31 protein-coding genes and 1 tRNA gene are annotated in these 26,201 nt (G+C 64.4%); 19 read left to right on the top strand and 13 right to left on the bottom strand.

Translation table 11 applies throughout. The features are described 5' to 3' along the window. Nucleotides 1-57 precede the first annotated feature (57 nt). Entirely contained in the window at nt 58-825 is a 768-nt protein-coding gene (locus NMQ09_RS05895) for a proteasome assembly chaperone family protein (protein ID WP_255193511.1), read from the bottom strand. A 64-nt stretch (nt 826-889) separates the two neighbouring features. Continuing rightward, nucleotides 890-1,144 (bottom strand): DUF8015 family protein, encoded by a 255-nt coding sequence (locus NMQ09_RS05900; protein ID WP_255193512.1) that lies wholly within the window; start codon nt 1,142-1,144, stop codon nt 890-892. Between the two features lie 195 nt (nt 1,145-1,339). Here NMQ09_RS05900 and NMQ09_RS05905 point away from each other — a divergent pair, with 195 nt between their 5' ends. Next, complete coding sequence (locus tag NMQ09_RS05905) at nt 1,340-1,831, top strand: redoxin domain-containing protein (protein ID WP_255193513.1); 492 nt, start codon at nt 1,340-1,342, stop codon at nt 1,829-1,831. Nucleotides 1,832-1,879: 48 nt separating this feature from the next. On the opposite strand, the gene NMQ09_RS05910 is transcribed toward NMQ09_RS05905, so the two are convergent. Together NMQ09_RS05910 and NMQ09_RS05915 are read right to left on the bottom strand one after the other, a co-directional pair. After that, nucleotides 1,880-2,551 carry an HAD family hydrolase gene (locus tag NMQ09_RS05910; RefSeq protein WP_255193514.1) on the bottom strand — a complete coding sequence of 224 codons (672 nt, stop codon included), beginning with the start codon at nt 2,549-2,551 and terminating at the stop codon, nt 1,880-1,882. Between the two features lie 76 nt (nt 2,552-2,627). Then, nucleotides 2,628-3,530 carry a winged helix-turn-helix domain-containing protein gene (locus NMQ09_RS05915; protein ID WP_255193515.1) on the bottom strand — a complete coding sequence of 301 codons (903 nt, stop codon included), beginning with the start codon at nt 3,528-3,530 and terminating at the stop codon, nt 2,628-2,630. 326 nt (nt 3,531-3,856) lie between these two features. Between NMQ09_RS05915 and NMQ09_RS05920 the strand changes: the two genes are divergently transcribed. The 5 genes from NMQ09_RS05920 to NMQ09_RS05940 are packed head-to-tail and all read left to right on the top strand — an operon-like array spanning nt 3,857 to nt 6,841. Next, entirely contained in the window at nt 3,857-5,089 is a 1,233-nt protein-coding gene (locus NMQ09_RS05920; protein ID WP_255193516.1) for a translation initiation factor IF-2 subunit gamma, read from the top strand. Then, nucleotides 5,090-5,479: a type II toxin-antitoxin system VapC family toxin gene (locus NMQ09_RS05925; protein WP_255193517.1), complete on the top strand. Its 390-nt coding sequence runs from the start codon at nt 5,090-5,092 to the stop codon at nt 5,477-5,479. Beyond that, a complete protein-coding gene (locus tag NMQ09_RS05930) occupies nt 5,480-6,052 on the top strand; it encodes a DNA-directed RNA polymerase (protein WP_255193518.1) in 573 nt (190 codons plus the stop codon). It begins immediately after the preceding gene. A 2-nt stretch (nt 6,053-6,054) separates the two neighbouring features. Then, the gene (spt4, locus tag NMQ09_RS05935) at nt 6,055-6,252 is read left to right on the top strand and encodes a transcription elongation factor subunit Spt4 (RefSeq protein WP_255193519.1); all 198 of its coding nucleotides are present in this window, start codon (nt 6,055-6,057) and stop codon (nt 6,250-6,252) included. Nucleotide 6,253: 1 nt separating this feature from the next. Further along, entirely contained in the window at nt 6,254-6,841 is a 588-nt protein-coding gene (locus NMQ09_RS05940; RefSeq protein WP_255193520.1) for a GTP-dependent dephospho-CoA kinase family protein, read from the top strand. Nucleotides 6,842-7,132: 291 nt separating this feature from the next. Here NMQ09_RS05940 and NMQ09_RS05945 read toward each other — a convergent pair. After that, a tRNA-His gene (locus NMQ09_RS05945) sits at nt 7,133-7,205 on the bottom strand. A 142-nt stretch (nt 7,206-7,347) separates the two neighbouring features. Here NMQ09_RS05945 and NMQ09_RS05950 point away from each other — a divergent pair. Continuing rightward, nucleotides 7,348-7,803 carry a DUF5814 domain-containing protein gene (locus NMQ09_RS05950; protein WP_255193521.1) on the top strand — a complete coding sequence of 152 codons (456 nt, stop codon included), beginning with the start codon at nt 7,348-7,350 and terminating at the stop codon, nt 7,801-7,803. A gap of 21 nt (nt 7,804-7,824) precedes the next feature. Here NMQ09_RS05950 and NMQ09_RS05955 read toward each other — a convergent pair whose 3' ends face one another. The 3 genes from NMQ09_RS05955 to NMQ09_RS05965 form a co-directional block, all read right to left on the bottom strand. Next, complete coding sequence (locus tag NMQ09_RS05955) at nt 7,825-8,229, bottom strand: DUF8146 domain-containing protein (protein WP_255193522.1); 405 nt, start codon at nt 8,227-8,229, stop codon at nt 7,825-7,827. Nucleotides 8,230-8,374: 145 nt separating this feature from the next. After that, nucleotides 8,375-9,001 carry an RPA family protein gene (locus NMQ09_RS05960; RefSeq protein ID WP_255193523.1) on the bottom strand — a complete coding sequence of 209 codons (627 nt, stop codon included), beginning with the start codon at nt 8,999-9,001 and terminating at the stop codon, nt 8,375-8,377. Between the two features lies 1 nt (nt 9,002). Beyond that, nucleotides 9,003-9,932, bottom strand: a complete 930-nt coding sequence (locus NMQ09_RS05965) for a replication factor A (protein ID WP_255193524.1) — start codon at nt 9,930-9,932, stop codon at nt 9,003-9,005. 262 nt (nt 9,933-10,194) lie between these two features. On the opposite strand from NMQ09_RS05965, the gene NMQ09_RS05970 reads away from it, so the two are divergent. Beyond that, nucleotides 10,195-10,506, top strand: a complete 312-nt coding sequence (locus NMQ09_RS05970) for a DUF7091 family protein (RefSeq protein ID WP_255193525.1) — start codon at nt 10,195-10,197, stop codon at nt 10,504-10,506. A gap of 52 nt (nt 10,507-10,558) precedes the next feature. Next, a complete protein-coding gene (locus NMQ09_RS05975; protein WP_255193526.1) occupies nt 10,559-11,554 on the top strand; it encodes a radical SAM protein in 996 nt (331 codons plus the stop codon). A gap of 217 nt (nt 11,555-11,771) precedes the next feature. Here the strand turns inward: NMQ09_RS05975 and NMQ09_RS05980 are convergent, their stop codons facing one another. Beyond that, entirely contained in the window at nt 11,772-12,983 is a 1,212-nt protein-coding gene (locus tag NMQ09_RS05980) for a helix-turn-helix transcriptional regulator (RefSeq protein WP_255193527.1), read from the bottom strand. A gap of 216 nt (nt 12,984-13,199) precedes the next feature. On the opposite strand from NMQ09_RS05980, the gene NMQ09_RS05985 reads away from it, so the two are divergent. Together NMQ09_RS05985 and NMQ09_RS05990 are read left to right on the top strand one after the other, a co-directional pair. After that, on the top strand, nt 13,200-14,540 hold the full coding sequence (locus tag NMQ09_RS05985) for a DUF7096 domain-containing protein (protein WP_255193528.1): 1,341 nt from the start codon (nt 13,200-13,202) through the stop codon (nt 14,538-14,540). 185 nt (nt 14,541-14,725) lie between these two features. Then, nucleotides 14,726-15,214: a type IV pilin N-terminal domain-containing protein gene (locus NMQ09_RS05990; protein ID WP_255193529.1), complete on the top strand. Its 489-nt coding sequence runs from the start codon at nt 14,726-14,728 to the stop codon at nt 15,212-15,214. Between the two features lie 9 nt (nt 15,215-15,223). Here the strand turns inward: NMQ09_RS05990 and NMQ09_RS05995 are convergent, their stop codons facing one another. Next, on the bottom strand, nt 15,224-15,847 hold the full coding sequence (locus NMQ09_RS05995; protein ID WP_255193530.1) for a methyltransferase domain-containing protein: 624 nt from the start codon (nt 15,845-15,847) through the stop codon (nt 15,224-15,226). A 155-nt stretch (nt 15,848-16,002) separates the two neighbouring features. On the opposite strand from NMQ09_RS05995, the gene ahaH reads away from it, so the two are divergent. From ahaH to NMQ09_RS06035, 8 genes are all read left to right on the top strand, one after another. Continuing rightward, a complete protein-coding gene (ahaH, locus tag NMQ09_RS06000) occupies nt 16,003-16,335 on the top strand; it encodes an ATP synthase archaeal subunit H (RefSeq protein ID WP_255193531.1) in 333 nt (110 codons plus the stop codon). Next, on the top strand, nt 16,322-18,526 hold the full coding sequence (locus NMQ09_RS06005; RefSeq protein WP_255193532.1) for a V-type ATP synthase subunit I: 2,205 nt from the start codon (nt 16,322-16,324) through the stop codon (nt 18,524-18,526). The genes ahaH and NMQ09_RS06005 overlap by 14 nt, the downstream gene beginning before the upstream one ends. Before the next feature lie 208 nt (nt 18,527-18,734). Continuing rightward, a complete protein-coding gene (locus tag NMQ09_RS06010) occupies nt 18,735-18,998 on the top strand; it encodes a hypothetical protein (protein WP_255194562.1) in 264 nt (87 codons plus the stop codon). An 18-nt stretch (nt 18,999-19,016) separates the two neighbouring features. After that, a complete protein-coding gene (locus NMQ09_RS06015) occupies nt 19,017-19,598 on the top strand; it encodes a V-type ATP synthase subunit E (RefSeq protein WP_255193533.1) in 582 nt (193 codons plus the stop codon). Beyond that, nucleotides 19,595-20,647 carry a V-type ATP synthase subunit C gene (locus tag NMQ09_RS06020; RefSeq protein ID WP_255193534.1) on the top strand — a complete coding sequence of 351 codons (1,053 nt, stop codon included), beginning with the start codon at nt 19,595-19,597 and terminating at the stop codon, nt 20,645-20,647. Before NMQ09_RS06015 ends, NMQ09_RS06020 begins: the two co-directional genes overlap by 4 nt. After that, nucleotides 20,644-20,973, top strand: a complete 330-nt coding sequence (locus tag NMQ09_RS06025; protein ID WP_255193535.1) for a V-type ATP synthase subunit F — start codon at nt 20,644-20,646, stop codon at nt 20,971-20,973. Before NMQ09_RS06020 ends, NMQ09_RS06025 begins: the two co-directional genes overlap by 4 nt. Before the next feature lie 4 nt (nt 20,974-20,977). Continuing rightward, nucleotides 20,978-22,741, top strand: a complete 1,764-nt coding sequence (locus NMQ09_RS06030; RefSeq protein WP_255193536.1) for an ATP synthase subunit A — start codon at nt 20,978-20,980, stop codon at nt 22,739-22,741. Between the two features lie 2 nt (nt 22,742-22,743). Further along, nucleotides 22,744-24,150: an ATP synthase subunit B gene (locus NMQ09_RS06035; RefSeq protein ID WP_255193537.1), complete on the top strand. Its 1,407-nt coding sequence runs from the start codon at nt 22,744-22,746 to the stop codon at nt 24,148-24,150. A gap of 308 nt (nt 24,151-24,458) precedes the next feature. Here NMQ09_RS06035 and NMQ09_RS06040 read toward each other — a convergent pair whose 3' ends face one another. The 3 genes from NMQ09_RS06040 to NMQ09_RS06050 form a co-directional block, all read right to left on the bottom strand. After that, a complete protein-coding gene (locus NMQ09_RS06040) occupies nt 24,459-24,590 on the bottom strand; it encodes a DUF7859 family protein (protein WP_255193538.1) in 132 nt (43 codons plus the stop codon). A gap of 490 nt (nt 24,591-25,080) precedes the next feature. After that, the gene (locus tag NMQ09_RS06045; RefSeq protein ID WP_255193539.1) at nt 25,081-25,590 is read right to left on the bottom strand and encodes a metallophosphoesterase; all 510 of its coding nucleotides are present in this window, start codon (nt 25,588-25,590) and stop codon (nt 25,081-25,083) included. A gap of 85 nt (nt 25,591-25,675) precedes the next feature. After that, nucleotides 25,676-26,098: a hypothetical protein gene (locus tag NMQ09_RS06050; RefSeq protein ID WP_255193540.1), complete on the bottom strand. Its 423-nt coding sequence runs from the start codon at nt 26,096-26,098 to the stop codon at nt 25,676-25,678. Between the last annotated feature and the right edge of the window lie 103 nt (nt 26,099-26,201).

Genomic DNA, 26,201 nt, shown 5'->3' on the forward strand with positions numbered 1-26,201 from the left:
GCTCGCGATGTCGGGTATCTGGCGTCGGCATCGCCGGGAGCTGAGCTGGCCCGACGGTTACTGGAACATCCCCGTCGCCGGCGGCTGTTGCTGTTGTTGGGCCTGCTGTCCTTCGGCCATCTGCTGGTACTGCTCGGCGATCTGGTGCATCCGCTGTTGGATCTCGTCCGCCTGTTCTTCGAGCGGCGCCGTGTCGATGTCGAAGTCGACTAGCGGCTCCAGCGCGTTCTCGATCACCGACTGGGCCGCCCGCGGGTCGGGGAGGAACGGGTGTGCGCGAACGATCAACAGTGCCGCCGGGACGTCGTGCTGGTAACAGCGCCTGACGAGTGCGCCGGTGACGCCGCCGACGAGTCCGGTTTCCTCGGGCACGTCGATGCCGGCTTCCTCGAGGTCTGCCCTGATCGCCTCGGTCGTCGCGACGCCGGTCACCTCACCGATCTGGTCTTCGGACTCGGCGGGCGCGCCTGCAAGGAAGATCGCTCGGCTGAAGTCGTCGGCGAGTTCCTCGAGCACGCACCGGGAGAGCGGTTCGAACGCCTGCTGTGGGAGGGCAAGATCGCTCTCGAGGGTCATTATCCCCGAGTCGCCTCCCGCGTAGACGCGCACGAGGTCCTGGACGAGTCCGTCTTCGAACGTGACGACGGGTGGAAACTCCTCGGACGCGATATTCCCACAGTGGGTGAGCCCGAGCTGTTCGGTGAGCTGGTCGACGGCGATCGCCGCGACCAGGCCGTGTCCGGGGAGGCCCTCGATGAGCGTCGGGGCGTCGGCGTCGACTTCACAGAGCTGTTCGAACGACGCGGCTGCGTTCTCCTGGGCCATGGTCGCACGTGGACTGCCAGTGAGATAGGGTTTTGTGCTGTGTGCCCGATTCGGACGGCCGACGTCAGGTGTACTGAGCGACGATCACGAGCAGTGCAACTGCGTGCCAGGCCACGACCGCCGTCTTGGTGCTCGGAGACGCTTCCGGCAACGGCGGGTTTCGGAACGTGCCGGCGTAGACGAAGAGGGTCGCGGCGACCGTCCCGGCGACGATGCCGGCTTCCGTCGACACCGGCGTGACGAGCCCGATCAGAACGCCGGCGAGCATGCTCGCCGCGATTCCTACGAGCACCACGTCGTAGTAGTCGAGATCGATCACGTGAAGATACCTCCCGTAACGCACGGGCATCGCGCAGTAAAATGTTGGCGTCAGTCCCCACCGCCCTGGAACGACGAACCCACCTGGGCCCACGAGAGACGAACCTGTCTCGCAGGAGGGGTCGCCGCCCGTTCGGAGGCGTCGACTCGAGCGTTCGCCGGGAACGTTTTCCTCACGGAACCACTGGGTCGGTGTATGGTTCGAGCTGGCGATCCAGCACCCGACTTCACGGTACCGAAAGCGGGCGGTGAGGCGTACAACGACCTCGAGGCGTTCACCCTCTCCGACGCGCTCGGCGACGGTCCGATCGTCCTCGCCTTTTTCCCCGCGGCGTTCACGAGTGGCTGTACGGCGGAGATGTGCGCGTTTCGCGACTCGATGGACGCGTTCGAGGAACTCGACGCGCAGGTGTACGGCGTCAGCGTCGACCTGCCGTTCGCCCAGAACGTCTGGATCGACGACCACGAGCTTTCGTTCCCGATGCTCTCGGACTGGGACCACGAGGTGATCCACGCCTACGACGTCGTCCTCGAGGACATGTACGGCTCGATCGAGGTCGCCCAGCGGAGCGTCTTCGTCCTCGACGCCGAGGGGACGGTCACCTACCGCTGGGTTCGTGAGGGTGAGAACCCCGACTTCGAGGCGTTCGTCGAGGAGGTCCGGGAGGCCGTCGCGGCTGCGCGCTGACCGGCGGGAGACGACACTGGCCCCCTGGTCAGACCACGGCGTCGAAGGTCAGACCACGACATCGAACTCCTCGAGCGAGGCGAGTTCGTACGTCGGCTCGTGTTCGGAGGAGTTCTCGTAACCGAGGGTGATCCAGGCCGAGTCCATCCCCATGGCGTTCGCGCCGGCGACGTCGGCGTAGAGGTTGTCGCCGATGTGGACCGTGTTCTCGGGTTCGACCCCGAGTCCCGAGAGCGCCAGTTCGAACGGCTTGGCGTGGGGCTTCGGCGGGACGCCGTTTCGAGGATCGACGAAGACGGAGACGTCGAAGTCGTCGACGATCTCGAGCGCCTCGAGTTTCTGGGTCTGTGTCTCACGGGTGCCATTCGTGATGAGGCCGATCGGGGCGACCTCGCGGGCGACCTCGAGGGCGGCCTCCGCACCGGCGCGAAACCGAACGCGGGCCGGGTCGACCGTCGAGAGGTACGCCTCGGCGAGGTCGGGCGCGACCGTGGGATCGACGTCGGCGTTGCGGGCGGCCTCGGTGAACAGCGCCTCGAAGAACTCCTCGTCGGTTTCGGCGTCGTTCACCTCTCGAGCGGCGACCCGGAGGCCGCCGACGGTGCAGAACTGCTCGATTCCGGCGCGCTCGAACGTCGTCTCGAGCAGCTGCTCGCGACCCTGGATCGGCTCGCAGAGGGTACTGTCGAGATCGAAGTAGATGGCGTCATATGGAGACATGTCGGTGTCTAGTGGTGGGAGTTGCCTGAACGTTTCGGCTGGTGGGTCGGCCGCGATCGACCGAGGACGAGCTCGATCAGGACCGCTCGACGGCCGTCTCGAGGACGTCGAGGTCGTCGTCGAGGGTCACGCGGAGTTCGTCACCGGCGAGCGGGATGCGGACGTCGAGGACGTACGGATCGCGCTCGAGCACGCGCGCGTATTCGTCGCTGACGCACCACGGGAGCGTCCAGTAGGGCCGTTCGTCGAGGTGGACGCCGCGCTCGCGGTGAAAACTCACGGTCTCGGAGTGGTCGAGCAGCCGTAGGCTGGCGGTCGAACAGAGGGTGTGTCCGCACTGTTGGCACTCGTGGTCGAGTCTGACGGCGACGCCGAGACAACACTCGCCCTCCTCGCGGACGTGGGTCTCCATGCGCCCGCCACACTCGGGACAGACGCCGTCGGCGGCGAGACAGTGCAGGTGGCGCACTCGGTGGTCGAACGCCTCGGCGACCTCCTCGTGCGTGCGGTCGTTTAACCCGCCGGGTGGGAACGAGTACTCGCCGTGGCCGGCCCGGCAGTCGGTACACTCGATAGCGAGGCGCTCGTCCTCGTAGACCGCCTGCAGCGGCCCCCCACAGGAGTAACACGCGCCCTGGACGGGGAAAGGCTCGAGCGTCGGATGCTCGTTGAACGAGCCGGCGATCACCGAGCGGACGACCTTCTCCCCGGCGTGTTTGAAGTCGTAGCCGCCCTCGACCTGGGCCACGAAGTGGCCCGAAAGCTTCTGGAGGTGGTAGTTGAACTGCGCGGAGTCGCGCATCCCGACCTCGCGACGGAGGTCGGAGAACGAGACGGGGCGTTCCTCGGCCGCCCACAGCGCCTCGAGGATCGCCAGCCGCGTCTCGTTGCCGATCAACGCGAACGCTTCGGCGGGAGCGAGACAGTCGGAGCACTCGAAGAGTCCGTCCGAGTCGCTCGAGACGTCGGATCTGCTCATGGAAGCATGTACCACGCCCCCCGGCTAAAACGTTCGCAGAACTGGATTTTTGTAACACGAACGACCATATTGTGGTCACTGCTCGCCCGCCCCAGCTGAAACGGGGTACACACCGCGAGCAGGTGGCCACTGACGGGAAGCGGCTCCGAAATCGTCGACGGGTGACGTTCGAGGGTGGTCGCGTCTAACGGCCGTCCGTGGGTGCCAATCGTTCGGGTCGGGCGACCATTTCGTCTCCGTGTGAATTCCGGCCGGTGGGTCGATGACAGAACAGTAGGTTTATCAAGCGCACGGCGGAAGAATCACCTAAGATTACTCATCGTCTTATGGCAGGAACTCAACAACCGGAGGTGAACATCGGACTCGTCGGCCACGTCGACCACGGCAAGACGACGCTGGTCCAGGCACTGAGCGGTTCGTGGACAGACCAGCACTCAGAGGAGATGAAACGCGGTATCTCCATCAGGCTGGGCTATGCTGACGCAGCGTTCCGTCGCTGTCCCGACGTGGACGAGCCCGAGTGTTACACCGTCGAGGAGGAGTGTCCGGACGGTTCCGAAAGCGAACCGCTCCGAACCGTTTCGTTCGTCGACGCGCCGGGGCACGAGACCTTGATGGCGACGATGCTGTCGGGGGCTGCACTGATGGACGGCGCCGTGCTGGTCGTCAGCGCGAGCGAATCCGTTCCCCAGCCCCAGACCGAAGAGCACCTGATGGCGCTCGACATCATCGGCATCGAGAACATCGTCATCGCCCAGAACAAAGTCGACTTAGTCGACGCCGAGACGGCCCGGGAGAACTACGAAGAGATCCAGGCGTTCGTGGAGGGGACCGTCGCCGAAGACGCACCCGTCGTCCCGATCAGCGCGGGGCAGAACGTCAATATCGACCTGCTCATCGCGGCGATCGAAGAGCACATCCCGACCCCCGAGCGCGACTCAGACGCCGATCCACGGATGCACGTCGCCCGCAGCTTCGACATCAACAAGCCGGGCACCACGTGGGAGAACCTCCACGGCGGCGTCCTCGGCGGGAGCCTGGTCGAGGGCCAACTCGAGGTCGGCGACGACCTCGAGATCCGCCCCGGCCGTGAGGTCGAAACGGGTGGCCAGACCCAGTACGAGCCGATCCAGACGTCGGTTCGCTCGCTCCAGGCCGGCGGTGAAGGCGTCGAGACGGCCACGCCCGGCGGACTGCTGGGCGTTGGTACGGCGCTCGATCCATCACTCACGAAAGGTGACGCCCTCGCCGGCCGCGTGGCTGGCCCACCGGGAACGCTCCCCCCGACCTGGGAGGAGTTCACCATGGACGTCGACTTACTCGAACGCGTCGTCGGCGCTGACGGCACCACCGAGGTCGACGAGATCAGCACGGGCGAGCCGCTGATGATGACCGTCGGGACGGCGACGACCGTCGGCGCGGTGACGTCAGCACGTGCCGACGAGTGTGAGGTCCGGCTCAAACGCCCCATCTGTGCCGAGCCGGGCGCGAAGATCGCGATCAACCGCCGCATCGGCGCACGCTGGCGACTGATCGGCGTCGGACAGCTCAACGAATAGATGACGCGGCGCGTAGCCCTCGATACGAGCGCACTCATGATGCCGGTCGAACTCGACGTGCGACTGTTCGACGAACTCGATCGCGTACTCGACGGTGCACTCGAGCTGGTTACGCCACAGCCGGTCGTCGAGGAGCTTCGGCGACTCTCCGAGAAGGGCGGTACCGAGGGAACGGCGGCGTCGGTCGGCCACGACCTGGCGACCGAGCGCTGTCTCGCCGTCGACACCGAAGCCTCCTACGCCGACGATGCGCTGGTCGAACTCGCCTACGAGGGCGTCGTCGACTACGTCGCCACCAACGACGTCGGGCTACGAGACCGGGTGCTCGCGGAGAACGTACCGGTAATTGCATTACGCGGGAGAAACAAACTAGGGATTACTCGACCATAGATGTACAAACGGGTTAGATTGAAAGACACGGTGGAAGTACCGCCGCGGGAGCTGGGCGACGTCTCGCCCGACCTCGTCAAGCGACTGCTCCAGGACAAACTCGAAGGACGGATGGACGAGGAGGTGGGAAGCGTCGTCTCCGTCACCGAGGTCCACGACATCGGTGAGGGGACGGTCCTGCCGAATCGGCCGGGCGTCTACTACGAAGCGGAGTTCGACGCGGTGACGTTCGACCCCCAGATGCAGGAGGTCGTCGACGGCACCGTCGTCGAAGTCGTCGAGTTCGGCGCCTTCGTCGGCATCGGCCCCGTCGACGGGCTGTTGCACGTCTCCCAGATCTCGAACGAGTACCTCGCCTTCGACGGCGAGAACCAGCGACTGGCCTCGAACGAGTCCGACCGATCGCTCGACGTCGACGACGCCGTTCGCGCGCGAATCGTCACCAAGAGCATCGACGAGCGCAACCCTCGCGACTCGAAGATCGGTCTCACGGCCAAACAGCCCGGGCTCGGCAAACACGGCTGGCTGCGAGAAGAGCGCGACGAGCCCGAAGAAGCCACCGCAGGTGAGTAACGATGGCCGCAAAGCGCCTCGTCTGTCGCGAGTGTCACCGGGTGAACGACGCGGACGCCGATATCTGCGTGTCGTGTGGCTCCTCGTCGCTCACCGAGGACTGGGCCGGCTACGTCGTCATCGCTCACCCCGAAGAGAGCGAGATCGCTACCGAGATGCAGGTCACGGAACCGGGCGCGTACGCGCTCAAAGTCCGCTGACGTGTCCCGAGACGTAGCCGACGACGCCGGCAGGGACGACGAGCCGCTGCTGGTTCTTCCCGACGAGCTTCGAAGCGAGCTGAAAGAGCCATTCGGCCCTATCGAGACCGACGCCGAAACGCTCCTCGAGCGCGCCGACCCGCCGATCGTTGCCGTCGGCGACGTCGTCACCTATCACCTGCTCCAGGCCGACTACCCACCGGACGTCGCCGTCGTCGACGGCCGAACCAAACGCCAGGCCGTCGATGCCGAGATCCGCGAGGCCGTAACCACGGGCGCGAGCCTCGAGGTCGAAAACCCGCCCGCGACGATCACCGAAGCCCTCGTCCGTGCACTCTGTACCGCGCTCGAGGCCGACGAACCCACGACGATCCTCGTCGACGGGGAAGAGGACCTCGCCGCACTGCCGGCGATCGTCGCTGCCCCCGAGGGCGCGAGCGTCGTCTACGGCCAACCCGACGAGGGGATGGTGCTCGTACGCGTCGCAGCGCCCGTCCGAACCGACGTTCGGGAACTGCTCGAGCGACTCGAGGGTGACTGCGACCGGCTGTGGACGCTGCTGTCCGAGGACTGTTCTCGGAGTCACTGAACGGCAGTGTCTCACCTGTTTCAGGTTGTTTCGATAGCGGTGACTCCATCGCGTCTATAGTAACCGTTGAAACGAGTACTGTAGCGGTATCCGGTCCGGTATCGAGCGATCGCGGTATCGTCGTCGGCACAGCGAGGTAGCGCCGAGCCACCGCGAACGGAGTGAGCGATGACGTCGCGAAAAGGTCCGGGTGCGAGAATTGAACCCGACTGCGAGACTCGCGTTCGCTCGTCTCGCGTGGTTCAATTCTCTGCGGACTGCTGTGGCTCACGGAGTTGTTCGCCACAGAAGGTCCGGGTGCGAGAATTGAACCCGCGTCTCAGCCTCCACAAGGCTGAAGGATAGTCCACTACCCCAACCCGGACACGCTTGCAAGGATATCTAAATCGGTACGCCTGAAATACGTTACGTTCTCGAGTCCGGTGTGCGACGCTGTGCCGGTCGTTCGGCCAGCCCGTCCCTATCCGTGGCGCTTTTGTCACCGGCCCGACTACGGTTGCCAACGCGTGGCCATCACCGACAAGATCTACCTCAAAAACCACCGCCAGATCAGCTCCCAGCTCGAGACGAACATCCCGAAGGGAGCGTTCAAGGGCGCGACGCTCGACGTCCTGTTCCAGGGCGACGGGCTCGAGAAACTCGACGACGCCACCCGCGAGCGAGTACTCGACTTCGCGTCGGACTTTCTCGACTGTGACTGTCAGGACAACCCCTACTGTGGCTGTCCAGAACGGAAGTTCATGCGCTACCTCCTCGAGTTGCGTGCTCAGGGGCTCGGCCCCGACGCCATCGTGGACGTGATGAGCGACGACTACATGCTCTACGCTTACCCCGGGGACGTCCTCTCGTTTCTCGACGATGCCGTCCGGACGCTCGAGGCGGCCGAAGGGCTGGCACGAGTCGACGGCGCCGAGGCAAAACGTGAGGAGATCAGTCGAACGAAGCAGAATCTTTCGCGGTGACCGGCCGGGAGTCGCGACGACTCACCGCAACTGTCGTGGTTCGTCGGCCTCGTCGAGGTCGTCGAGGAGCAACACCTCTTCTCCATCTTCCTCGAGTCGGTCCCTGAGGTCGGTGGCGTACGCCTTGTACTCCTCGAGTTGCTCGCGGAGGTGTTCGGCCTCGAGTTCGAGTCGTTCGTGCTCGCGGACGAAACTCTTTGGCACCTCCACGGTCGGGGGGAACGCGTGGTCGGCGTCGGCTCGGTCGAGTTTCTCGAGTTCGGACTCGGGGACGACCGACACCTGGCCGTCGTGGTCGACGAGCATGTCGACGTAGTCCCGGAAGACCGCGGACAACGAGATGTCGCGTTCCTCGGCGATCTCCTGGAGTGCCTCGAACGCGTCCTCGTTCACCCGGAAGGAGATCGTCTTGTTCTTGTTGCCCATGTCGCCTCTAGTCGGTGTCCGAGACACTTAACAATTCGTCAGACGGTTGGCCTCGAGTGTTCGCCCGGTGAGGCGCAACCGTCGCTCGCCTCCAGAAACGATCGTCGAAAATCGGTCGGTGGTGTGCCCGGTGGAGGCGGTGTGATTACGGTGCCGCTTCGATCTCCTCGAGACTCTCGAGCGCCTGGATCACGTCCCGGCGGTAGTTCTCCACGGGGGCGTCGTAGCGCTCGTGAGCCATCTGAGCGTACTCGTTGCTGGGGGCCGTCGATCCGCTCTCGGGCGCTTCTTGCTCGGCCTCCCACTCGCGGAAGGACTCGATGCGCTCGAGGGTGCGTTCGGCGGTCTCGACCACCCAGCGGTCGCGGGTGGCCTCGTCGACGACGGCGATCGACTCCGGTCGAACGGAGACGTTGATCGTGCCTTCCTCGGGCTCGTAGGTGCGGGGCTTGCCGACCACGGCGACGTACGCTGGGGGTTCCGTGTCCCGGAGAACCGAGGCGGCCTCGGGCTGGTACTGGCCGGCGTAGACGAAAAAGGTCCCCGTCGGGTCGACGACCCGGCCGCGCCAGTACTCGCTCTCCTCACCGACGTCCTCGGTTTCGGTGAGGGTGCCGACGAAGTACACGCGGTTCGCGCGGTCGCCCGTCGGGAGCAGTGCGTAGTTCGGTGCGCGTTCGTCGTCGGACTCCTTGAACGCGTACGTCGAGTCGTTGAATTCCGAAGCGAAGACGCGGCGGGCGACCTCGCGGGTGAGTTGTGCCTGACTCATGTCACATCGACCTCGCTTTGATCAGCAGTTCTTCCGGATCGGCCGGCGCCTCGAGTTCCTCGATGTCGTCGGCCAGCACGTAGCGACCGAACGTCGGTCCCTCGACGCGGTAGTAGGTGCCGATGACCTGATCCGCGATCTCGTCCGCAACCACCGTCGTGTCGAGGGCGTCCATCGCCATCTCCTTGGCCTCCTCGAGGCTGATGCCCGTCAGTTCCTCGGTCGCCTCGGCGTCGAAGATGACCTCGTGGGCGTCGAGCCCGTCGTCGACGACGCCCTTGATCCGGAGGTCGAACTCGCCCTCGACCTCACCGTGCTCGGGACAGCGACCGTTCTGGAGGACGTAGGTGCAGTCCTCGTGCGGGCAGCGCTTGATCAGCCCGCTGCCGCTTTGCATGTCGACCATCGCGCCTTCGATTTCGGAGGTGTCGTCGCCGACCTCGATGTCCTCCTCGAGCTCCTCGATGACGGTCGTGCTGTTGAGCTTGACCGAGTACCGTCCCTCGTACTCATCGGTGACGACGTTGCGAAGCCGGTAGACGCCGCCTTCGTCGAGCGTGGGGAGTTCGGATTTCGCCCACTTGGTGAACTTGATCGTGCCCGTCGGATCGCCGAGGAGCCCGACCTGTGCGATGGAGTCGCTTCGGGGCTCCCAGAGTTCGATCACTTTCGCCGTGAGGTCAACCCACTGTTCGTCTTCGTCGATCTCCTCGATCTCGACGGTTTCGCTCGAACTCGAAGCGATGTCCTCGCGCTCTAAGCCGGCCTCCTCGAGGTAGTGGTTGGTGACGCTCCGCCGGGCCTCTCCCATCGGTACCTTGTACTCGTCGACGAGCGTGGTCAGGCGCTCCTCGACGTCGTCGACTGAGACGTCGACGTGCTCTGAAAACTGGTCGTGTATGTCTTCCGCGTGCTGTCGTACGTCGCTCATGGTGTCACGCCTCCTCCTGGGTTTCACTGGGAGGCATACCGTGGTTCGCGCTCGATAGTATTTAAACTGCCGTAACCGGGGTGAAAGTGAACGGCCGTCGATCGCGTCGAAACCGCCAGCTGTACCGGGGTTCCGGCGCACGCGCGCAGGTGAGACTGAAACCGCGGGTCTGGTGACACTCGCCGGCCTGACGAAACAGTAGCCCGAACGGCTCGCGGCGACGGGACTATGTGGGCCGCCATCGAACACGGGACAGACACGAATGGCTGACCGACGTCGACTCGAGCGCTTCCTCCGATCGAAGTTTCAGGAGGCCGGTGAGCGGTACGAGGAGCTTCGTCACTCGTCGGGCGAACAGTTCGAGGAAGCCCGCGAGGCCTACGAGGCGGCGCGCAACGCTCGTGCGCTCCCGACCGACGAGGCGGATCGCGCGAAGATCGTCTGTCGTCGGTTCGCCGAACGGCGGGCGGCGCGGCTGGACGAGGCGTATCGGCCGGCGTGCTACGAGGCCGACCACCCCGACTGCGAGGGTTGCGTCGAGGACGTCCACGAGGGGCGGATCGAAACCTGGTAGCGCCGATCGCTTTCGCACGCCTTTTGGGTCTCGGGCCGGTACCTACGTTCGAATGATCTCGAAGGGCTGTGAGCAGTGCGCGGAAGGCGGCAAGATGGTCCTGTTCGTCTACGGTTACTGTGACCAGCGCGACTGCTTCTACTGCCCGCTCGGCGAGACTCGCAAGAACGTCACCGACGTCTACGCCAACGAGCGGCTCGTCGAATCCGACGCCGACGTCTTAGCGGAAGCTCACCGAATGGACGCTCTCGGGACCTCGATCACGGGCGGCGAACCCCAGGAGGCCCTCGAGCGGACCTGTCACTACCTTTCGCTGTTGAAAGACGAGTTCGGCGAGGATCACCACACCCACCTCTACACGGGAATTACGGGCGGTCGGGAGAACATGCGCCGGCTCTCGGAAGCCGGCCTCGACGAAATTCGCTTCCACCCGCCACTCGAGCAGTGGGGCGAGCTCCACGGCACCGAGTGGGAGGAGATCCTCTACATTGCCCGTGAGGAGGGGCTCACCCCGGCGTTCGAGATCCCCGGCATCCGCCCCGAACCCGAGTTCCTCGACTTTCTCGACGAGGGGGCCGCGGACTTCTGCAACGTGAACGAGTTCGAGATGAGCCACGGCAACTTCCGGCGGATGCAAGAGAAAGGCTACGAACTCAAGGAGGGCCACATGAGCGCCGTCGAGACCGATCGCGAAGAGCTCCTCGACGTAATGGGCGACCATCCGAGGGTGTACTTTTGCACGTCGGTGTTCAAAGACGCCGCCCAGCACCGTCGCCGGCTCAAGCGGATGGCCCGGATCGTCCGCCGAGAGTTCGACGACGTCACCGACGACGGCACACTCGTCTACGGAAAGACGTACGCCGACCCCGTGCGGTTCGAGGAACTCGGCGTTCCCGAGGAGTTCTACACCGTCAAGGCGAACCACGTCGAGGTTGCCTGGTGGCTACTCGAGGAGATGATCGAAGAGGGCGACGTCGCGGACGGCGAGATCGTCGAGCAGTATCCGACGTATGACGGGCAGGTCGTCGAGCGGACGCCGCTGGCATAACCGCGAGTGAGCGTAGCGAACGAGCGGCTTTTTGGCGTAGATTTTTCGAGGAGGGGTGAGCGAGTGAAGCGAGCGAACCCGACGAGAAAAAGGTACGTGTGGCAGGTCGTCGAGCGGACGCCGCTCGCGTAGCCCGACTCGCGATCGGACGGAGAACTGTCCAGATTATCGGGTGTGACGATCGAAATCCATATGAGCCGTACAGACCGCGTACCGCTCACTCGATCTCGGTCAGGTCGATCTCGGGGAGCGTGATGAGGTTCTCGCGGCCGATCCGGAGTTTTTCGATCTCGTCGTCTTCGTCCATCTTCGAGAGCAGTTGGGACACCTTGGCGTTCGACCAGCCGGTCTCTTTGACGATCATCGCCTGTTTCATCCGGCCACCGTTCTGATGGAGCAGTCGGAGGACGCGCTCTTCGTCGCTCAGGAGTTCGACGTCGACTTCCTCCGCCTCCTTGACGCTCGAGTCGTCGAACTCGACCGACGAAGCGGCTGCCTCGCCGGTCGGTGGCTCGTCCGACGTCGGTTCGGATGCGGTTGTGTCGAGACCGGCGCGTCGGATCAGGTCGGCTAGCCGTTCACGGGAGGCGAGAAGGTAACCACCGATCCCGACGACGGCGAGGAGCACGAGCAGACCGAACCCGGCGACGATCGACGTCGGAGACAGGAGTCCGTCGAAGAAGCTAGTCGGTGGCGTCTCCGACCCGTTGCCGTCGCCGCCTCCGGCTCCGTTGTTGCCGATCTGGAACGTGACCTGAAGTTCGTTCTCGTCGAATTCGTACGGTCCGATCCAGACGAGTGCACCGTCCTCGAGACCGCGTGGAACGTCTTCGAACGTGGAGTTCGCCGGCCGTTCGATCACGAGCCGTTGCTCCTCGGTCAACTCCGGAAACCACGTCCCGTCCCCGGACTGGAACGCGTCACCGAGATAGACGTACCCCCCGTCGACGACGGTGAAGTTCGACCACGTCGCGGAGTAGGAGATGACGCCGAGTTCGTGGTCGCCGTCGTCGACGGATTCGATTCGAGGATCGTCCCAGCCGGCGTCTTCGAGGTGCATCTCCCGATCCGTCGACGCCGCTGCGAGCTGCCGGAACTGCTCGAGCGTTTCCGTGTCGTATCCGGCGTCCCGATCACCAGCGGTGATCGCGTCGGCGTACGCCTCGAACTCATCGCGGTCGGTTTCGCTCTGGAGGTGGAATCGACTCTCGATCGTCCAGATCGCATCGCCGTCGTCGGTGACGGCGATTCGGATCACCTGCCGAGGCTCGGCAGGCTCGAGGGGTGCTCCCGAAGCGGTTTCGGTGTCTACTTGCGTGTACGCCGAACCAGTCGGTAGAGGGGCCGACGGTGTGGCGGCGACCACACCCATGGGGGCAACGACGAGGAGGACTGCGAGGGCGAGGACGATGGCGGCTGATAACCGCATACGTCTCAAGGGTGTATCCTCTGTGGAAAAAACCCTTTCCATCCTAAAACAACCGGTAACAGATTTTCCAGATCCCTGTCTGCAATAGGGGAGACAGGCTAGCGACGTCTGGGCTGTCGACGCAGCGACGATCGTCACTGCACGTCACGATCGCCGTAGCGGGAACTGGATCGTTTGTCGACCAGTTTTTATACCTGGAACGTAGAGTATCGAAAGATGAAGAACGCGGTTTCCGCTGCCCTCCTCGCGTTGCTTCTGGTCTGTTCTCTCCCTGCGATCGCCCTCGCCACGGTCGATCCAGCGGGAGACGAGACGCTGCCAGCTGCCGACATCGATCACGGTGAACCGACCGCCGTGGACTGGCTTGGGTACGAGTCCCGGTCGACGAGCGAGCCGGGGGTGCTCCGAGAACTGACCCCCGTAACCGTCGACGACGCATCGATGCGAGGGGTCGTCGAAGCAGATGCGACGACGAACCGACTCGTTCTCGAAGGTGACGTCCGAAGCAGCTACGTCGAGACGTCACCTAACCTCGGAGCGACGCTCGCAGCACAGGACGACGCGGTACGGATCGATAACGAACGCTTTGTAGTCGACCGAGCGATCACCGACGGCTCGACCGTCGAACGACAGGAGGCGATCGAAGCGGCGTACGATCGAATCCAGACTCGAGTCGACGCCCTCGAGAGCCGTGAGCACGAGGCAGTGAGCGCCCACGTCAGTGGCCAGCTGTCGGACGAGGCGCTCTTGACCGTGCTGCGGCGAAACTACGAGGAAGCGAACGCACTCGATGAGGCTCTGGAGCAGTTGGAAGCTGGTGCCGATCAGACGATCGGTATCTCGATCGACACCAAACCCGACCAGATGTTTCTCGAGCAGTACCGGGGTCCAGTTCGCTCGCAGTTCGAAGTGGGTGGATCCGGTCCTCAAACGACGGCGGACGTTCGCCTCGAGACGTCCGCCGACGGCGTGAGCCTCGCGATGATCGCCGGAGACGAATACGTTACTGAAACGATTCGGTTCGACAATCGAGAGCTCGACCGATCGCCAGAGGTCGAAAGTCTCTCGGCTGCCGAGGAGTACGCCGAGCTGTACTACCCGTGGACGGTCAACGAACAGCCGGTCGGCGTTAGAATGGGGCTGAACACGATCAGCGACTACTCACCGGTTCGGCTGCACTGGGTCGAGATGCGGACCGTACAGGGAGACCTCGAGGTCAGTCTGGACACGGGCTCGACCGGCGTCTACCGAGAGGTGCAGTCGCTGTCGATCGAGAGTGTACCCTCGACGTCCCAGGAAGAAACGTGGACGAACGACACGCTCGAGCTCTCGATCAATCGAACGGCTGTCGACGGGCCGATGGAAGTCGTCGTCACCGACCAGGAAACCGGTGACCCGGCAGACGTCACGGTCGTCGTCGATGGTCGCGAGCTCGGTCAAACGGGCGAGGACGGAACGCTGTGGATCCTGCCGCCGGTCGGCGAGTTCGAACTGTCTGCACAGACGCCGGACGAAACGGTGAACGCGACCGTTTCGGGCTGGGCGAGCACGATCTGATCCGGATCGGTATACCGTTTTACCGGTGATCGCTGCCCCGCTCGAGCGATCACCGGTAGCGAATTACAACAGACCGTATGAGCCGCCGGCGACTGACGATCGACCGGGATTGCTTTGACGGGGAACGATTCGGACGGATTGCTGTAGCCGTGGGTATATCTACGGTGAGTCGGCGATGACCGTTCGTGTCATCGACAGTCGAACTCGAGGACGGGTGTCGTGGGGTCGGCCCGCTCGTCGGTGTCGTCCTCCTGGTCGCGATTACGGTCTGTCTGGTCGCTGTGGTCGCAGCGGTCGTCGGTGCGTGGTCGCTCGAGCCGGCGGGTTCGACCGCCGCGTTCGCTCTCGACGTCGACGCCGACCGAAACGCGGTGACGATCGAGCACGTCGCTGGCGACCCGGTCGACGTCGCGGCGCTCACGGTGTGGGTCGAAGTCAACGGCGAGCCGCTCGCGGACCAGCCACCGGTTCCGTTCGTCGGGGCCGAGGGGTTCTACGGGACGCCGGAGGGACCGTTCAACGCCGAGGCCGAGCCTCGCTGGATAGCGGGAGAGCGTGCGACGTTTCGAATCGCCGAGACGAACGCGCCGACGGTCGAGGCGGGCGACGAAGTGGTCATTCGGCTCGCGGTCGACGGACGAACGATCGCGGAACTCTCGGCGACGGCCGGCTGAGCACCTGACTTACTCGGGAGCGCGGCCGATCGTCGTGATCGCGATGTCGGGGTCGTACGACGGCCCCTGGAACAGATGTTTGACGTCCTCGAAGCCGGCGGTCTTGAACATCCGATCGGCCTCGTACTCGTCGTAAAAGAGCATGATTGCGTCGGCGAGCCGTCGCGTCACGGGGTTGTCCGGGGTGTTCGGTCCGACGACGAGCACCTGTCCGCCGGGTTTGAGCACGCGGCGAAACTCCCGGAGCGTCCGGACGGGGTCGGGCCAGTACTCGATCGAGCCCGACGACCAGACGATATCGAAGGTGTTCGTCGCGAAGGGGAGGCGTTCGGCGTCGCCGCGGTGAAAGTGCACCGGGCCGTCGGTCCTGCCGAACTTGGCGTACGCCTGCTCGAGCTGGTGTTCGCTCTGGTCGATCGCGTACACCTCGTCGACGCACTCGAGCAGTCCTTCGGTGGCGAAGCCGGTGCCACAGCCGACGTCGAGAACCGTCGCATCGTCGGGAAACTCGAGTAACTCGAGTGCCTCGGTTCGCATCTCTTCGGTCCAGATGAAGGGGTTGACCTGATCGTAGACCCGAGAGAGGTACTTGTAGAACAGCCGGGCGCGGGCCTTGTTCTCGAGGATACCCATTAACCGGTGGTTCCAACCGAACGGTGATAGGTTTGCTGTTCTCGATCGGGGTCGAACGACGGCTTTCGGCTCTCCGGGGCTCGCGCGTGAAAGATGCAGCATTCGCTTTCGCAACTACCTTATACGGACCTCACAAACCATCGCGTGCTTAGAGTATGCCGAGGCCAAAGGTTCTTGAACGACTCCAGTCGGCGGAGGAAGAGGCCGACGAAATCGTCGCATTGGCAGCAAACGACCGCGACGAGCGCATAGCCGAGGCCCGGGAACGAGCCGAGGAGATCCGCTCGCAGGCGGAACAGGAGGCGCGCGAGCTCAAAGAGCAGCGCCTCGAGGAGGCTCGTGAGGAGATCGATGCCGAGTGTGAACGGCTCCTCGAGGAGGGCGAGGCCGAACGCGAGGCACTCGAGGGACGCGCCGCGGACCGGGTCGACGAGGTGACAGAGTACGTCGTTACCCTGTTCCAGGAGGACGTCCATGCTCAGACCTGAGCGGATGAGCAAGGTCTCGGTGACCGGCTCCAAGGGCGTCATGCCCACGGTCATCGAGACGATCCACGAGCTGAACCTGGTCCACCTCTCGGACTACGACGGCACCTGGGAGGGCTTCGACAACGGCAACCCGATCGAGGGTGCCGACGAAGTCTCCGAAAAGCTGGTGACCGTCCGGGCGCTCGAGAGTACGCTCGACCTCGACCCCGACGACGCCGTCCCCGGCCGCCTCGAGGACGACTGGGAAGCACGCCTCGAGGGGATCCGGACCCGGGTGAACGAACTCGACGACGAGCGCAGCGAGATCCGCGAACAGCTCCGACAGGTCGACGAGGAGATCGACCGCGTGGCTCCCTTCGCCGAACTCGCGATCGACCTCGACTTGCTGTCTGGCTACGACAGCGTCGAGGTGCTCGTCGGCGAAGGCTCGCTGTCGGCCGTCGAGGACGCCCTCGAGTCCGAAGCGGCGATCCGGGCCTACGAGACGTTCACCGGCGGGGACGTCGTGGCCATCGTGGCTGCACCCGCCGATGACGAGGAAGACGTCATCGACGACGCGCTCGTGGGTATCGAGTTCACCCGTCACGCGGTGCCGGAGACCGACCAGAGTCCACGGCAGTACGTTGGGCGACTCGAGGACAGAAAGCGTGACCTCGAGGACGATCTCCAGGAGATCGACGCCGAACTCGAGCACGTCAAACGCGAGGAGGGCGGCTTCCTGCTGGGGCTGGAAGCGGAGCTGACGATCGAGTCCCAGCGCGCCGACGCGCCGTTGCAGTTCGCGACGACCCGTCGAGCGTTCATCGCCGAGGGTTGGATCCCTGCGAGCCAGTACGACGAGTTCGTCGCTGCGCTCGAGGGTGCCGTCGGCGACAGCGTCGAGATCGAACAGCTCGAGGTCGCCGACTACGACGACCACGAGCACGGTGCCGAGGCGCACACGGGTGCCGGCGACGACGAGGAAGAAGACGCCGCAGAGCGAACTCGAGAGGAGCCGCCGAAGGCCGCCACCGACGGCGGGACGAGCCAGCGCCGTGGCGCCGTCACGATGGACGACCAGCCGCCGGTTATCCTCAACAACGTCACCCCGGCGAAGCCGTTCGAGCTGCTGGTCAAGATGGTCAGTCAGCCCAAGTACAGCGAACTCGATCCCACGCTGCTCGTCTTCCTCACCTATCCGTTCGCGTTCGGGTTCATGATCGGGGACATCGGTTACGGGCTCCTCTACATGCTGATGGGCTGGGGTTGCTGGAAGGTGTTCGATTCGGACGCCGGGAAGGCGCTCGGGACCATCGGCATCTGGGCCGGTGCGTTCACCGTCATCTTCGGCTGGCTGTACGACGACATCTTCGGCGTCCACATGTCCGACCTCGGACTGGCACTCCCGCTCGCAGGATCGCTCGACAAGGGCCTGCAAGCCACCGAGTGGGCGATGCTCTGGATCATCCTCAGCCTGGTCTTCGGGCTGATCCACCTGAACATCGGCCTGATCATGGGCTTCGTCAACGAGCTCAGCCACGGCCTCAAGGCGGCCGTCTACGAGCGCCTGTCGTGGCTGCTCGCGATGAACGGGCTGTTCCTCTGGATCTTCAGCCTGCACCTGGTCGAGGAGAAGCCCGGATTCCTGGTTGGAGCCGGTGAGGAGGCTATCCTCTACCAGTTCATGGGCTTCGCCGGCCTGCCGGAGGTCGTCGGTCAGGTCGGACTCGTGATGGTGCTCGTCGGCGCCATCCTCGTCGGCGTTGGCGAAGGGATCGCCGGCATCTTCGAGATCCCGGCGTGGGCGTTCGGTCACGTCCTCTCGTACCTGCGGATGGTCGCCGTCCTGCTCGCGAAGGGTGGGATGGCGTTCGCAGTGAACCTGCTGGTGTTCGGCGCCTACGACACGCCGGAGGGCTACACCTACTTCAACCTGCCCGGCATCCCGATCGAGACCATCTCGGGTTACGAGTACGAAGCGCTCGAGCCCGGGTTCGCTGGCCTCGTTCACATCGATCCGCTGATCGTGACGATCCCGATCGCGATCCTCGTGTTCGTGCTGGGACACATCCTCGTGCTCCTGCTCGGCATCACCGCGGCGGGCATCCAGATGCTCCGCCTCGAGTACGTCGAGTTCTTCCAGAAGTTCTACGAGGGCGGCGGTGAGGAGTACGAACCGTTCGGCCAGGAACGGTCGATCCAGGCCGACTGATCGGCCCGGATTTTAGCTCGCGGTCCCGTTCTCGGTTCTCGAACCTCTCTCATATCTGGTAGTACGGAATATTGCTACTATCTCTCATACGGCGGCGAAATCTAGTAGTCTACCTTAGCTATGTCGAATTCTTTCGAGAGTTTTATGAGGGCCGCAACGACAGATACGACTGTTCGGAGCAATCAAGCTCACAGTGAGCAAATTAGCCATGATCGAAACCCTACCTGAATTCGCCAACGTCGCACTGCAGAACGGAGTCAACGAGTCGCCGATCCTGACCGACCACGGGGCAGCCGCCCTCGGTGTGGGTCTGGCCGCACTCGCCGCCGGATACGCAGAGCGTGGTATCGGCGCCGCCGCTGTCGGCGCTATCGCAGAGGATGACGACATGTTCGTTCCTGGGATCGTTATGACGGTGTTGCCCGAAACACTCGTCATTTTCGCGATCGTCGTCATCTTCCTGATGCCCTAACGCCTCCTTCTTTCACCAATGAGTTTGGATACAGTCGTTGAGGACATTCGAGAAGAAGCTAGCGCGCGTGCGGAGGAGATCCGCGAAGCAGGCGATGCGCGCGCCGATGAGATCGTCTCGGCGGCCGAAGACGACGCAGACGCGATCCTCGACGCGGCGGAAACGGAGGTCGGACGAGAGATCGACCAGCTGGAAGAACAGCGACTCTCCAGTGCGAAGCTGGAGGCGAAACAGAAGCGTCTCGAGGCACGCCGTGACGTTCTCGGCGAGGTCCGCGAGCAAGTCGAGCGCGAACTCGTCGAACTCGACGAGGGCACCCGTGAGGAGCTCACCCGGACCCTGCTCGACGCCGCGAGCGTCGAGTTCGAGGCGGGCGACGACGTCAGCGTCTACGGCCGTGGCGACGACGCCGACCTCCTCGAGTCGATCCTCGGCGAGTACGACGGCTACGAGTACGCCGGGGAGTACGACTGTCTCGGCGGCGTCGTCGTCGAGAGCGAGCAGTCCCGCGTCCGGGTGAACAACACGTTCGACTCGCTCCTCGAGGACGTCTGGGAAGAGAATCTCCGAGAGATCAGCAACCGACTCTTCGAGCAATGAGTGCAGGTGCCTCGAATCCGGAGTTCGTGAACGCCCGCGTGCGGTCCCGTCGAGCGTCGCTGTTCGCAGACGAGGACTATCGGAAGCTGATCCGGATGGGGCCGAGCGGGATCGCACGGTTCATGGAGGAGACGGAGTACGAACGCGAGATCAACCAGCTCGGGACGCGCTTTTCGGGCGTCGACCTGATCGAGTATGCGCTGAACCGCAATCTCGCAAAGCACTTCCACGACTTACTCGACTGGTCGGAGGGCCGCCTCTACGACCTCATCGCCCGGTACCTCCGGAAGTTCGACGTCTGGAACGTCAAGACGATCATCCGTGGCATCTACACGGAGACGCCAGCCGAGGATATCCAGACGGACCTCATCCGCGCCGGCGAACTCGACGACGCGCTGCTCAACCGGCTGGTCGAAGCCGACGAGATCGAGGACGTCGTCGACATGCTCGAGGGGACGATCTTCCACGCGCCGCTCGAGGTGGCCTACGAGGAGTACGAACAGACGGGGATGCTCATCCCACTCGAGAACGCACTCGACCGGGAGTTCTACGAGAACTTACTCGGTGACCTCGGCCGGCCCCAGGAGGGCCCTGAAGCGCTGTACGTCGAGTTCCTCGAGGCCGAGATCGACTTCCGGAACGCCCGGAACGCGCTGCGGCTCGCCCGCAGCGGCGCCGATCTCGACCCGGCGGAGTTCTACATCGAGGGTGGCGTCCTCTTTACCGAGGCGGAACTCTCACGGTTGGTCAACGACTACGACGAACTCGTGAGCCACATCGCCGACAACCGCCGCTACGGTAATCGACTGTCGACGGCGCTGACCAGGCTGCGCGAGGCAGAGAGCCTCATCCAGTTCGAACACGCGCTGGACGCCGCGTTGCTCGAGTACGCCGATCGGCTCTCGAGCATCTACCCGGTGTCGGTGTCGGCGGTGCTGTCGTACATCCTCGCGAAAGAGCGGGAGGTCGAGAATATCCGCGCGATCGCGCGCGGTCGCGAGGTCGGCCTCACCGAGAGCGAAATCGAAGACGAACTGGTGGTCCTATGAGCCAGGAGATCGCGGTCGTCGGCAGTCCGGAGTTCACCACTGGATTCCGGCTCGCCGGCGTCAGACGGTTCGAGAACGTCCCGGACGCCGAGAAAGCAGACGCGTTAGACGATGCGGTGACGGAGGTTCTCGACGACGACGGCGTCGGCATCGTCGTCATGCACGACGACGACCTCGAGCACCTCTCGCGGAACGTCAGACAGGACGTCGAGACGAGCGTCGAACCGGTCGTCGTCACGATCGGCAGCGGAACCGGTGGTGGCGGCCTGCGCGACCAGATCAAGCGCGCGATCGGTATCGACCTGATGGAAGAAGACAACGAGTAAAACTATGAGTCAGGCACAGGAAACGGAGACCGTCCGCGAGGACGGTGTCATCGAAAGCGTGAGCGGTCCGGTCGTGACCGCCGCGGACCTCGACGCCCGGATGAACGACGTCGTCTACGTCGGCGACGAAGGGCTGATGGGCGAGGTCATCGAAATCGAAGGGAACCTGACCACGATTCAGGTGTACGAGGAGACCTCCGGGGTCGGCCCCGGCGAACCCGTCGAGAACACGGGCGAGCCCCTGAGCGTCGACCTCGGACCGGGCCTGCTGGACACCATCTACGACGGCGTCCAGCGCCCGCTCGACGAACTCGAGGAGAAGATGCAGTCGGCGTTCCTCGACCGCGGGGTCGACGCGCCGGGCATCGACCTCGAGCGAACCTGGGAGTTCACCCCGTCCGTCGAGGAAGGCGACGCGGTCGAGCCAGGGGACGTCATCGGCGAGGTTCCCGAGACCGAGAGCATCACCCACAAAGTGATGGTCCCGCCGGATTACGAGGGCGGTGAGATCACGTCGATCGAAGCCGGTGAGTTCACGGTCGAAGAGACCGTCGCGGAACTGTCCTCCGGCGAAGAGATCTCGATGCACCAGGAGTGGCCGGTCCGAAAGGCCCGCCCCGCAGCCGAAAAGGAGACGCCAACGGTCCCGCTGCAGTCGGGCCAGCGTATCCAGGACGGACTGTTCCCGATCGCCAAGGGTGGGACCGCAGCGATTCCCGGTCCGTTCGGTTCGGGGAAGACGGTCACCCAGCACCAGCTCGCGAAGTGGTCCGACGCGGACATCGTCGTCTACGTCGGCTGTGGCGAGCGTGGAAACGAGATGACCGAGGTCATCGAGGACTTCCCGAACCTCGAGGATCCGATGACGGGCAAGCCGCTGATGAGCCGAACGTGTCTCATCGCGAACACCTCGAATATGCCTGTCGCCGCCCGTGAGTCCTGTATCTACACGGGAATCACGATCGCGGAATACTTCCGTGACATGGGCTACGACGTCGCGCTGATGGCCGACTCCACCTCCCGGTGGGCGGAAGCCATGCGTGAAATCTCGAGCCGACTCGAGGAGATGCCCGGCGAGGAAGGCTACCCCGCCTATCTCGCGGCGGCGCTCTCCGAGTTCTACGAGCGCGCTGGCCTGTTCCAGAACGTAAACGGCACCAAGGGATCGGTGACGGCGATCGGCGCCGTCTCGCCACCGGGCGGAGACTTCTCCGAGCCGGTCACCCAGAACACCCTGCGGATCGTCAAGACGTTCTGGGCGCTCGACGCGGACCTCGCCGAACGGCGACACTTCCCGTCGATCAACTGGAACGAGTCGTACTCGCTGTATCGCCAGCAACTCGACCCCTGGTTCCGCGAGAACGTCGCCGAGGACTTCCCGGAGGTCCGCCAGTGGGCCATCGACGTCCTCGACGAGGAAGACGAGCTCCAGGAGATCGTTCAGCTCGTCGGCAAGGACGCCTTGCCCGAGGACCAGCAGCTGACCCTCGAGGTCGCCCGCTACCTGCGTGAAGCGTGGCTCCAGCAGAACGCGTTCCACGACGTGGACACCTACTGCGAGCCGAAGAAGACCTACCGGATGCTCGAGGCGATCAAGACGTTCAACGACGAGGCCTTCCAGGCGCTCGAGGCGGGCGTCCCGGTCGAGGAGATCCAGAACGTCGACGCCGCACCGCGGCTCAACCGGATGGGAACGGCCGACGAGTGGCGCGAGTTCATCGAGGAACTCGAGGCAGACCTCAAAGAACAGATTCGGGGGCTGTACTGAACATGAAAGAATACCAAACTATTACGGAGATTAGCGGTCCGCTGGTGTTCGCCGAAGTCGACGAGCCCGTCGGCTACGACGAGATCGTCGAGATCGAGACGCCACAGGGAGAGACCCTGCGCGGACAGGTGCTCGAGTCCTCCGAGGGGCTGGTCTCGATCCAGGTCTTCGAGGGCACGGGCGGTATCGACCGCAACGCCTCGGTTCGCTTCCTGGGCGAGACGATGAAGATGCCCGTCACCGAGGACCTGCTCGGACGGGTGCTCGACGGCTCCGGCCGACCGATCGACGGCGGCCCGGAGATCGTCCCCGAGGAGCGCCAGGATATCGTCGGCGCGGCGATCAACCCCTACTCGCGTGAGTACCCCGAGGAGTTCATCCAGACCGGTGTGAGCGCCATCGACGGCATGAACACCCTCGTTCGTGGCCAGAAGCTGCCGATCTTCTCCGGGTCGGGGCTGCCCCACAACGACCTCGCACTCCAGATCGCCCGGCAGGCGACGGTGCCGGAAGAAGACGAAGGAGGCGAGGGCTCGGAGTTCGCAGTCATCTTCGGCGCGATGGGGATCACCCAGGAAGAGGCCAACGAGTTCATGGCCGACTTCGAGCGGACGGGCGCACTCGAGCGCTCTGTCGTCTTCATGAACCTCGCGGACGACCCCGCAGTCGAGCGGACGGTCACCCCGCGACTTGCCCTGACCACGGCGGAGTACCTCGCCTTCGAGAAGGACTACCACGTGCTCGTCATCCTCACCGACATCACGAACTACTGTGAGGCGCTGCGTGAGATCGGTGCCGCGCGTGAGGAGGTTCCGGGTCGGCGTGGCTACCCCGGCTACATGTACACCGACCTGGCCCAGCTCTACGAGCGTGCAGGTCGACTCAAAGACCGTGACGGGTCGGTCACCCAGATCCCGATCCTCACGATGCCCGGCGACGACGACACCCACCCGATCCCCGACCTGACCGGTTACATCACCGAGGGTCAGATCGTGATGGACCGTGACCTCCACAGCCAGGGTATCGAGCCGCCGGTGAACGTCCTGCCAAGCCTCTCGCGGCTGATGGACGACGGGATCGGTGAGGGGCTGACCCGCGCCGACCACGCCGACGTCTCCGATCAGATGTACGCCGGCTACGCGGAAGGTGAGGACCTCCGTGACCTGGTGAACATCGTCGGTCGCGAGGCGCTGTCCGAGCGTGACAACAAGTTCCTCGACTTCGCCGACCGCTTCGAAGACGAGTTCGTCCAGCAGGGCTACGACACGAACCGCTCGATCGAGGAGACCCTCGAGATCGGCTGGGATCTCCTCTCTGACCTGCCGAAAGAAGAGCTCAACCGTATCGACGAGGACTTCATCGCGGAACACTACCGCGAGGACGAAGCCGAAGCCGTCCAGGCTGACTGAGCACCGATCGCTCGAGCCGTCGTCTCGGTTCGATCTCTCCGTGCGCTTTCGGTTTGCTCCGTTTCTGTGACCGCCGACGTGGCGCTCCAGTCCGTGCTCGGTCACAGCCACCACTGAGACGGGTTGTACACTGACGTTCAGTGGCTACTGAAGGTGACCTGCTGCTCGAGCGAACGGTGTTCCAATCTGGCTGGCCGAGGGCGAGTTATAGTAACAACTGAAACGGTTTACACACAGCTCGCAGGTGTGCAATGACTTTCAGTGGCTACTATATCAACCCCGGTCGCGGTGACGCTCGCCGACTCGCGTCAGCGCCCCTCCATCCCTTCGCGGAACTCGAGGATCGTCCGGCGGAGGAGGAGATACGTAAAGAAGATCAACGAGAGCAGGATCAGGACGATCGCGATGATAACGGGATCGTCGGGAATGAATCCTCGCATTGCAGACGGGTACACGATGGGTCGGCAAAACCGTTTCGACGCCGGGCTCGACGCGACGGCCGCCGGTTTGCGTTCACCGGCCTCGCCGCCTCGAGCGGCCGATGGCGACGCTCGAGGGGCGGCCGTCCACACGGGCGTCGGTCACACCTCCCTAGCTAAAACCAGTGTTTCACCTTGCGGTGACTATTTTTCACACAGGAACGTAGCTGCATGTGCGCCCCGGTCTTCGGCCCTCCACGACCCGTCGTGCGTCGAGGCTGGGGCCTGTCCCCACAACCGGTGGTCTCCCGTCGCGTCCCCCTGGCGGCTCCGGTTCGGGCTCCCCCTCCACGAACCGGACGACACCCGCTGACCAATCCGTGTTCGGGTCCCCCACCCGAACCGTCCCCATTGACCACTCGAACTGTCCCCACTGACTTCGCTGCCCGTCCTCCAGCGACTTTTTCACCGGTGTTCGTTCCCGTTCACGACAATCCGAGTTGCACCCCGGTTACCGTTCGTACTCGAACGGCTCGATGAGCGTTCCGTCCGGCTCGAGCAGCTGGCCGACGATGCCCTCGTCGGTCGGCTCGAGGATCGCAAAGCCCGGCCGGTTCCCCCGCGGCTGGGCGTGGCTGCCGGGGTTGAGAAGGAGGACGTCCCCGGCGTCGACGATCGTCGGCCGGTGGGTGTGTCCCGAGACGACGACGTCTGCGTCGTGTGCCCGGCCGAACATCGCCAGTCCCGTCTCGCCGCCGTCGCGCCGGTGTGTGACGGCGAACCGAATCCCGCGTTCGTCGACGACTCGTTCGGCCGGAAGCTGCTCGCGAACCGCCGGCTCGTCTGCGTTTCCGTGAACGGCGAGGAGCGTCGAACACTCCTCGCGGAACGCCTCGAGTGCCGCCTGGCTGGTGAAGTCGCCTGCGTGGATCACGACGTCCGCTTCCCGTGCCGCCGCGAGCGCCTCGTTCTCGAGTTCGTGTCCCTGCCTGCTGTGTGTATCAGAGAAAAGGGCAATCATGACCGTTGCTTTTCTTCCAGGGGTGACGAGACTTTCGACTGGAGAATCCTGACGCCGATCGCCGCTCGTCCTCGTCGGCGGTCGATCACTCGTCGGTCGACGACGCCGTCTGGTAGTGGATCGCGACCAGCGTCGTCCCCGCCGGCCGCTCGGTCGTCGTCGCCGTCACCGTCGCGTCCTCGAGGTCGACGTCCGAATTCAGCGACTCCCACCCCGCGTCGGTTTCGACGGCAACGGCCACCTCGGTCGGGCTCGCTCCCGGTGGCAGTTCGGTGGGATCGTACGCGAGTTCCACCTGGAGCACGTCGAGTCCCTCGAGTCCGTCGACGCCGGTCAACTCGACGGGATCGCTCAGCGCGCCCGACGGCGCCTCGGCGGGGCACTCTTCGAGTCCGAACTCGTCGGGGACGACCGTCGCGACGACCGACACGTTCCCGTCTACGTCGCCCGGTTCGCGCTCGAGCAGTGCCTGTTCGACGTCTTCGGGATCGTAGCCAGGGATGGCCATAGTCGAGGTGAGGGGCTCGATCCACGTAGAACTAGGCCGCGCGCTCGCCACCTGCGACGGCGACGGTCACACCACCGCCCGCGTCGCGCCCAGCGGGGCCGCC

The sequence above is a fragment of the Natronobeatus ordinarius genome, from assembly GCF_024362485.1.
In the GTDB taxonomy this organism is placed as follows: Archaea; Halobacteriota; Halobacteria; order Halobacteriales; family Natrialbaceae; genus Natronobeatus; species Natronobeatus ordinarius.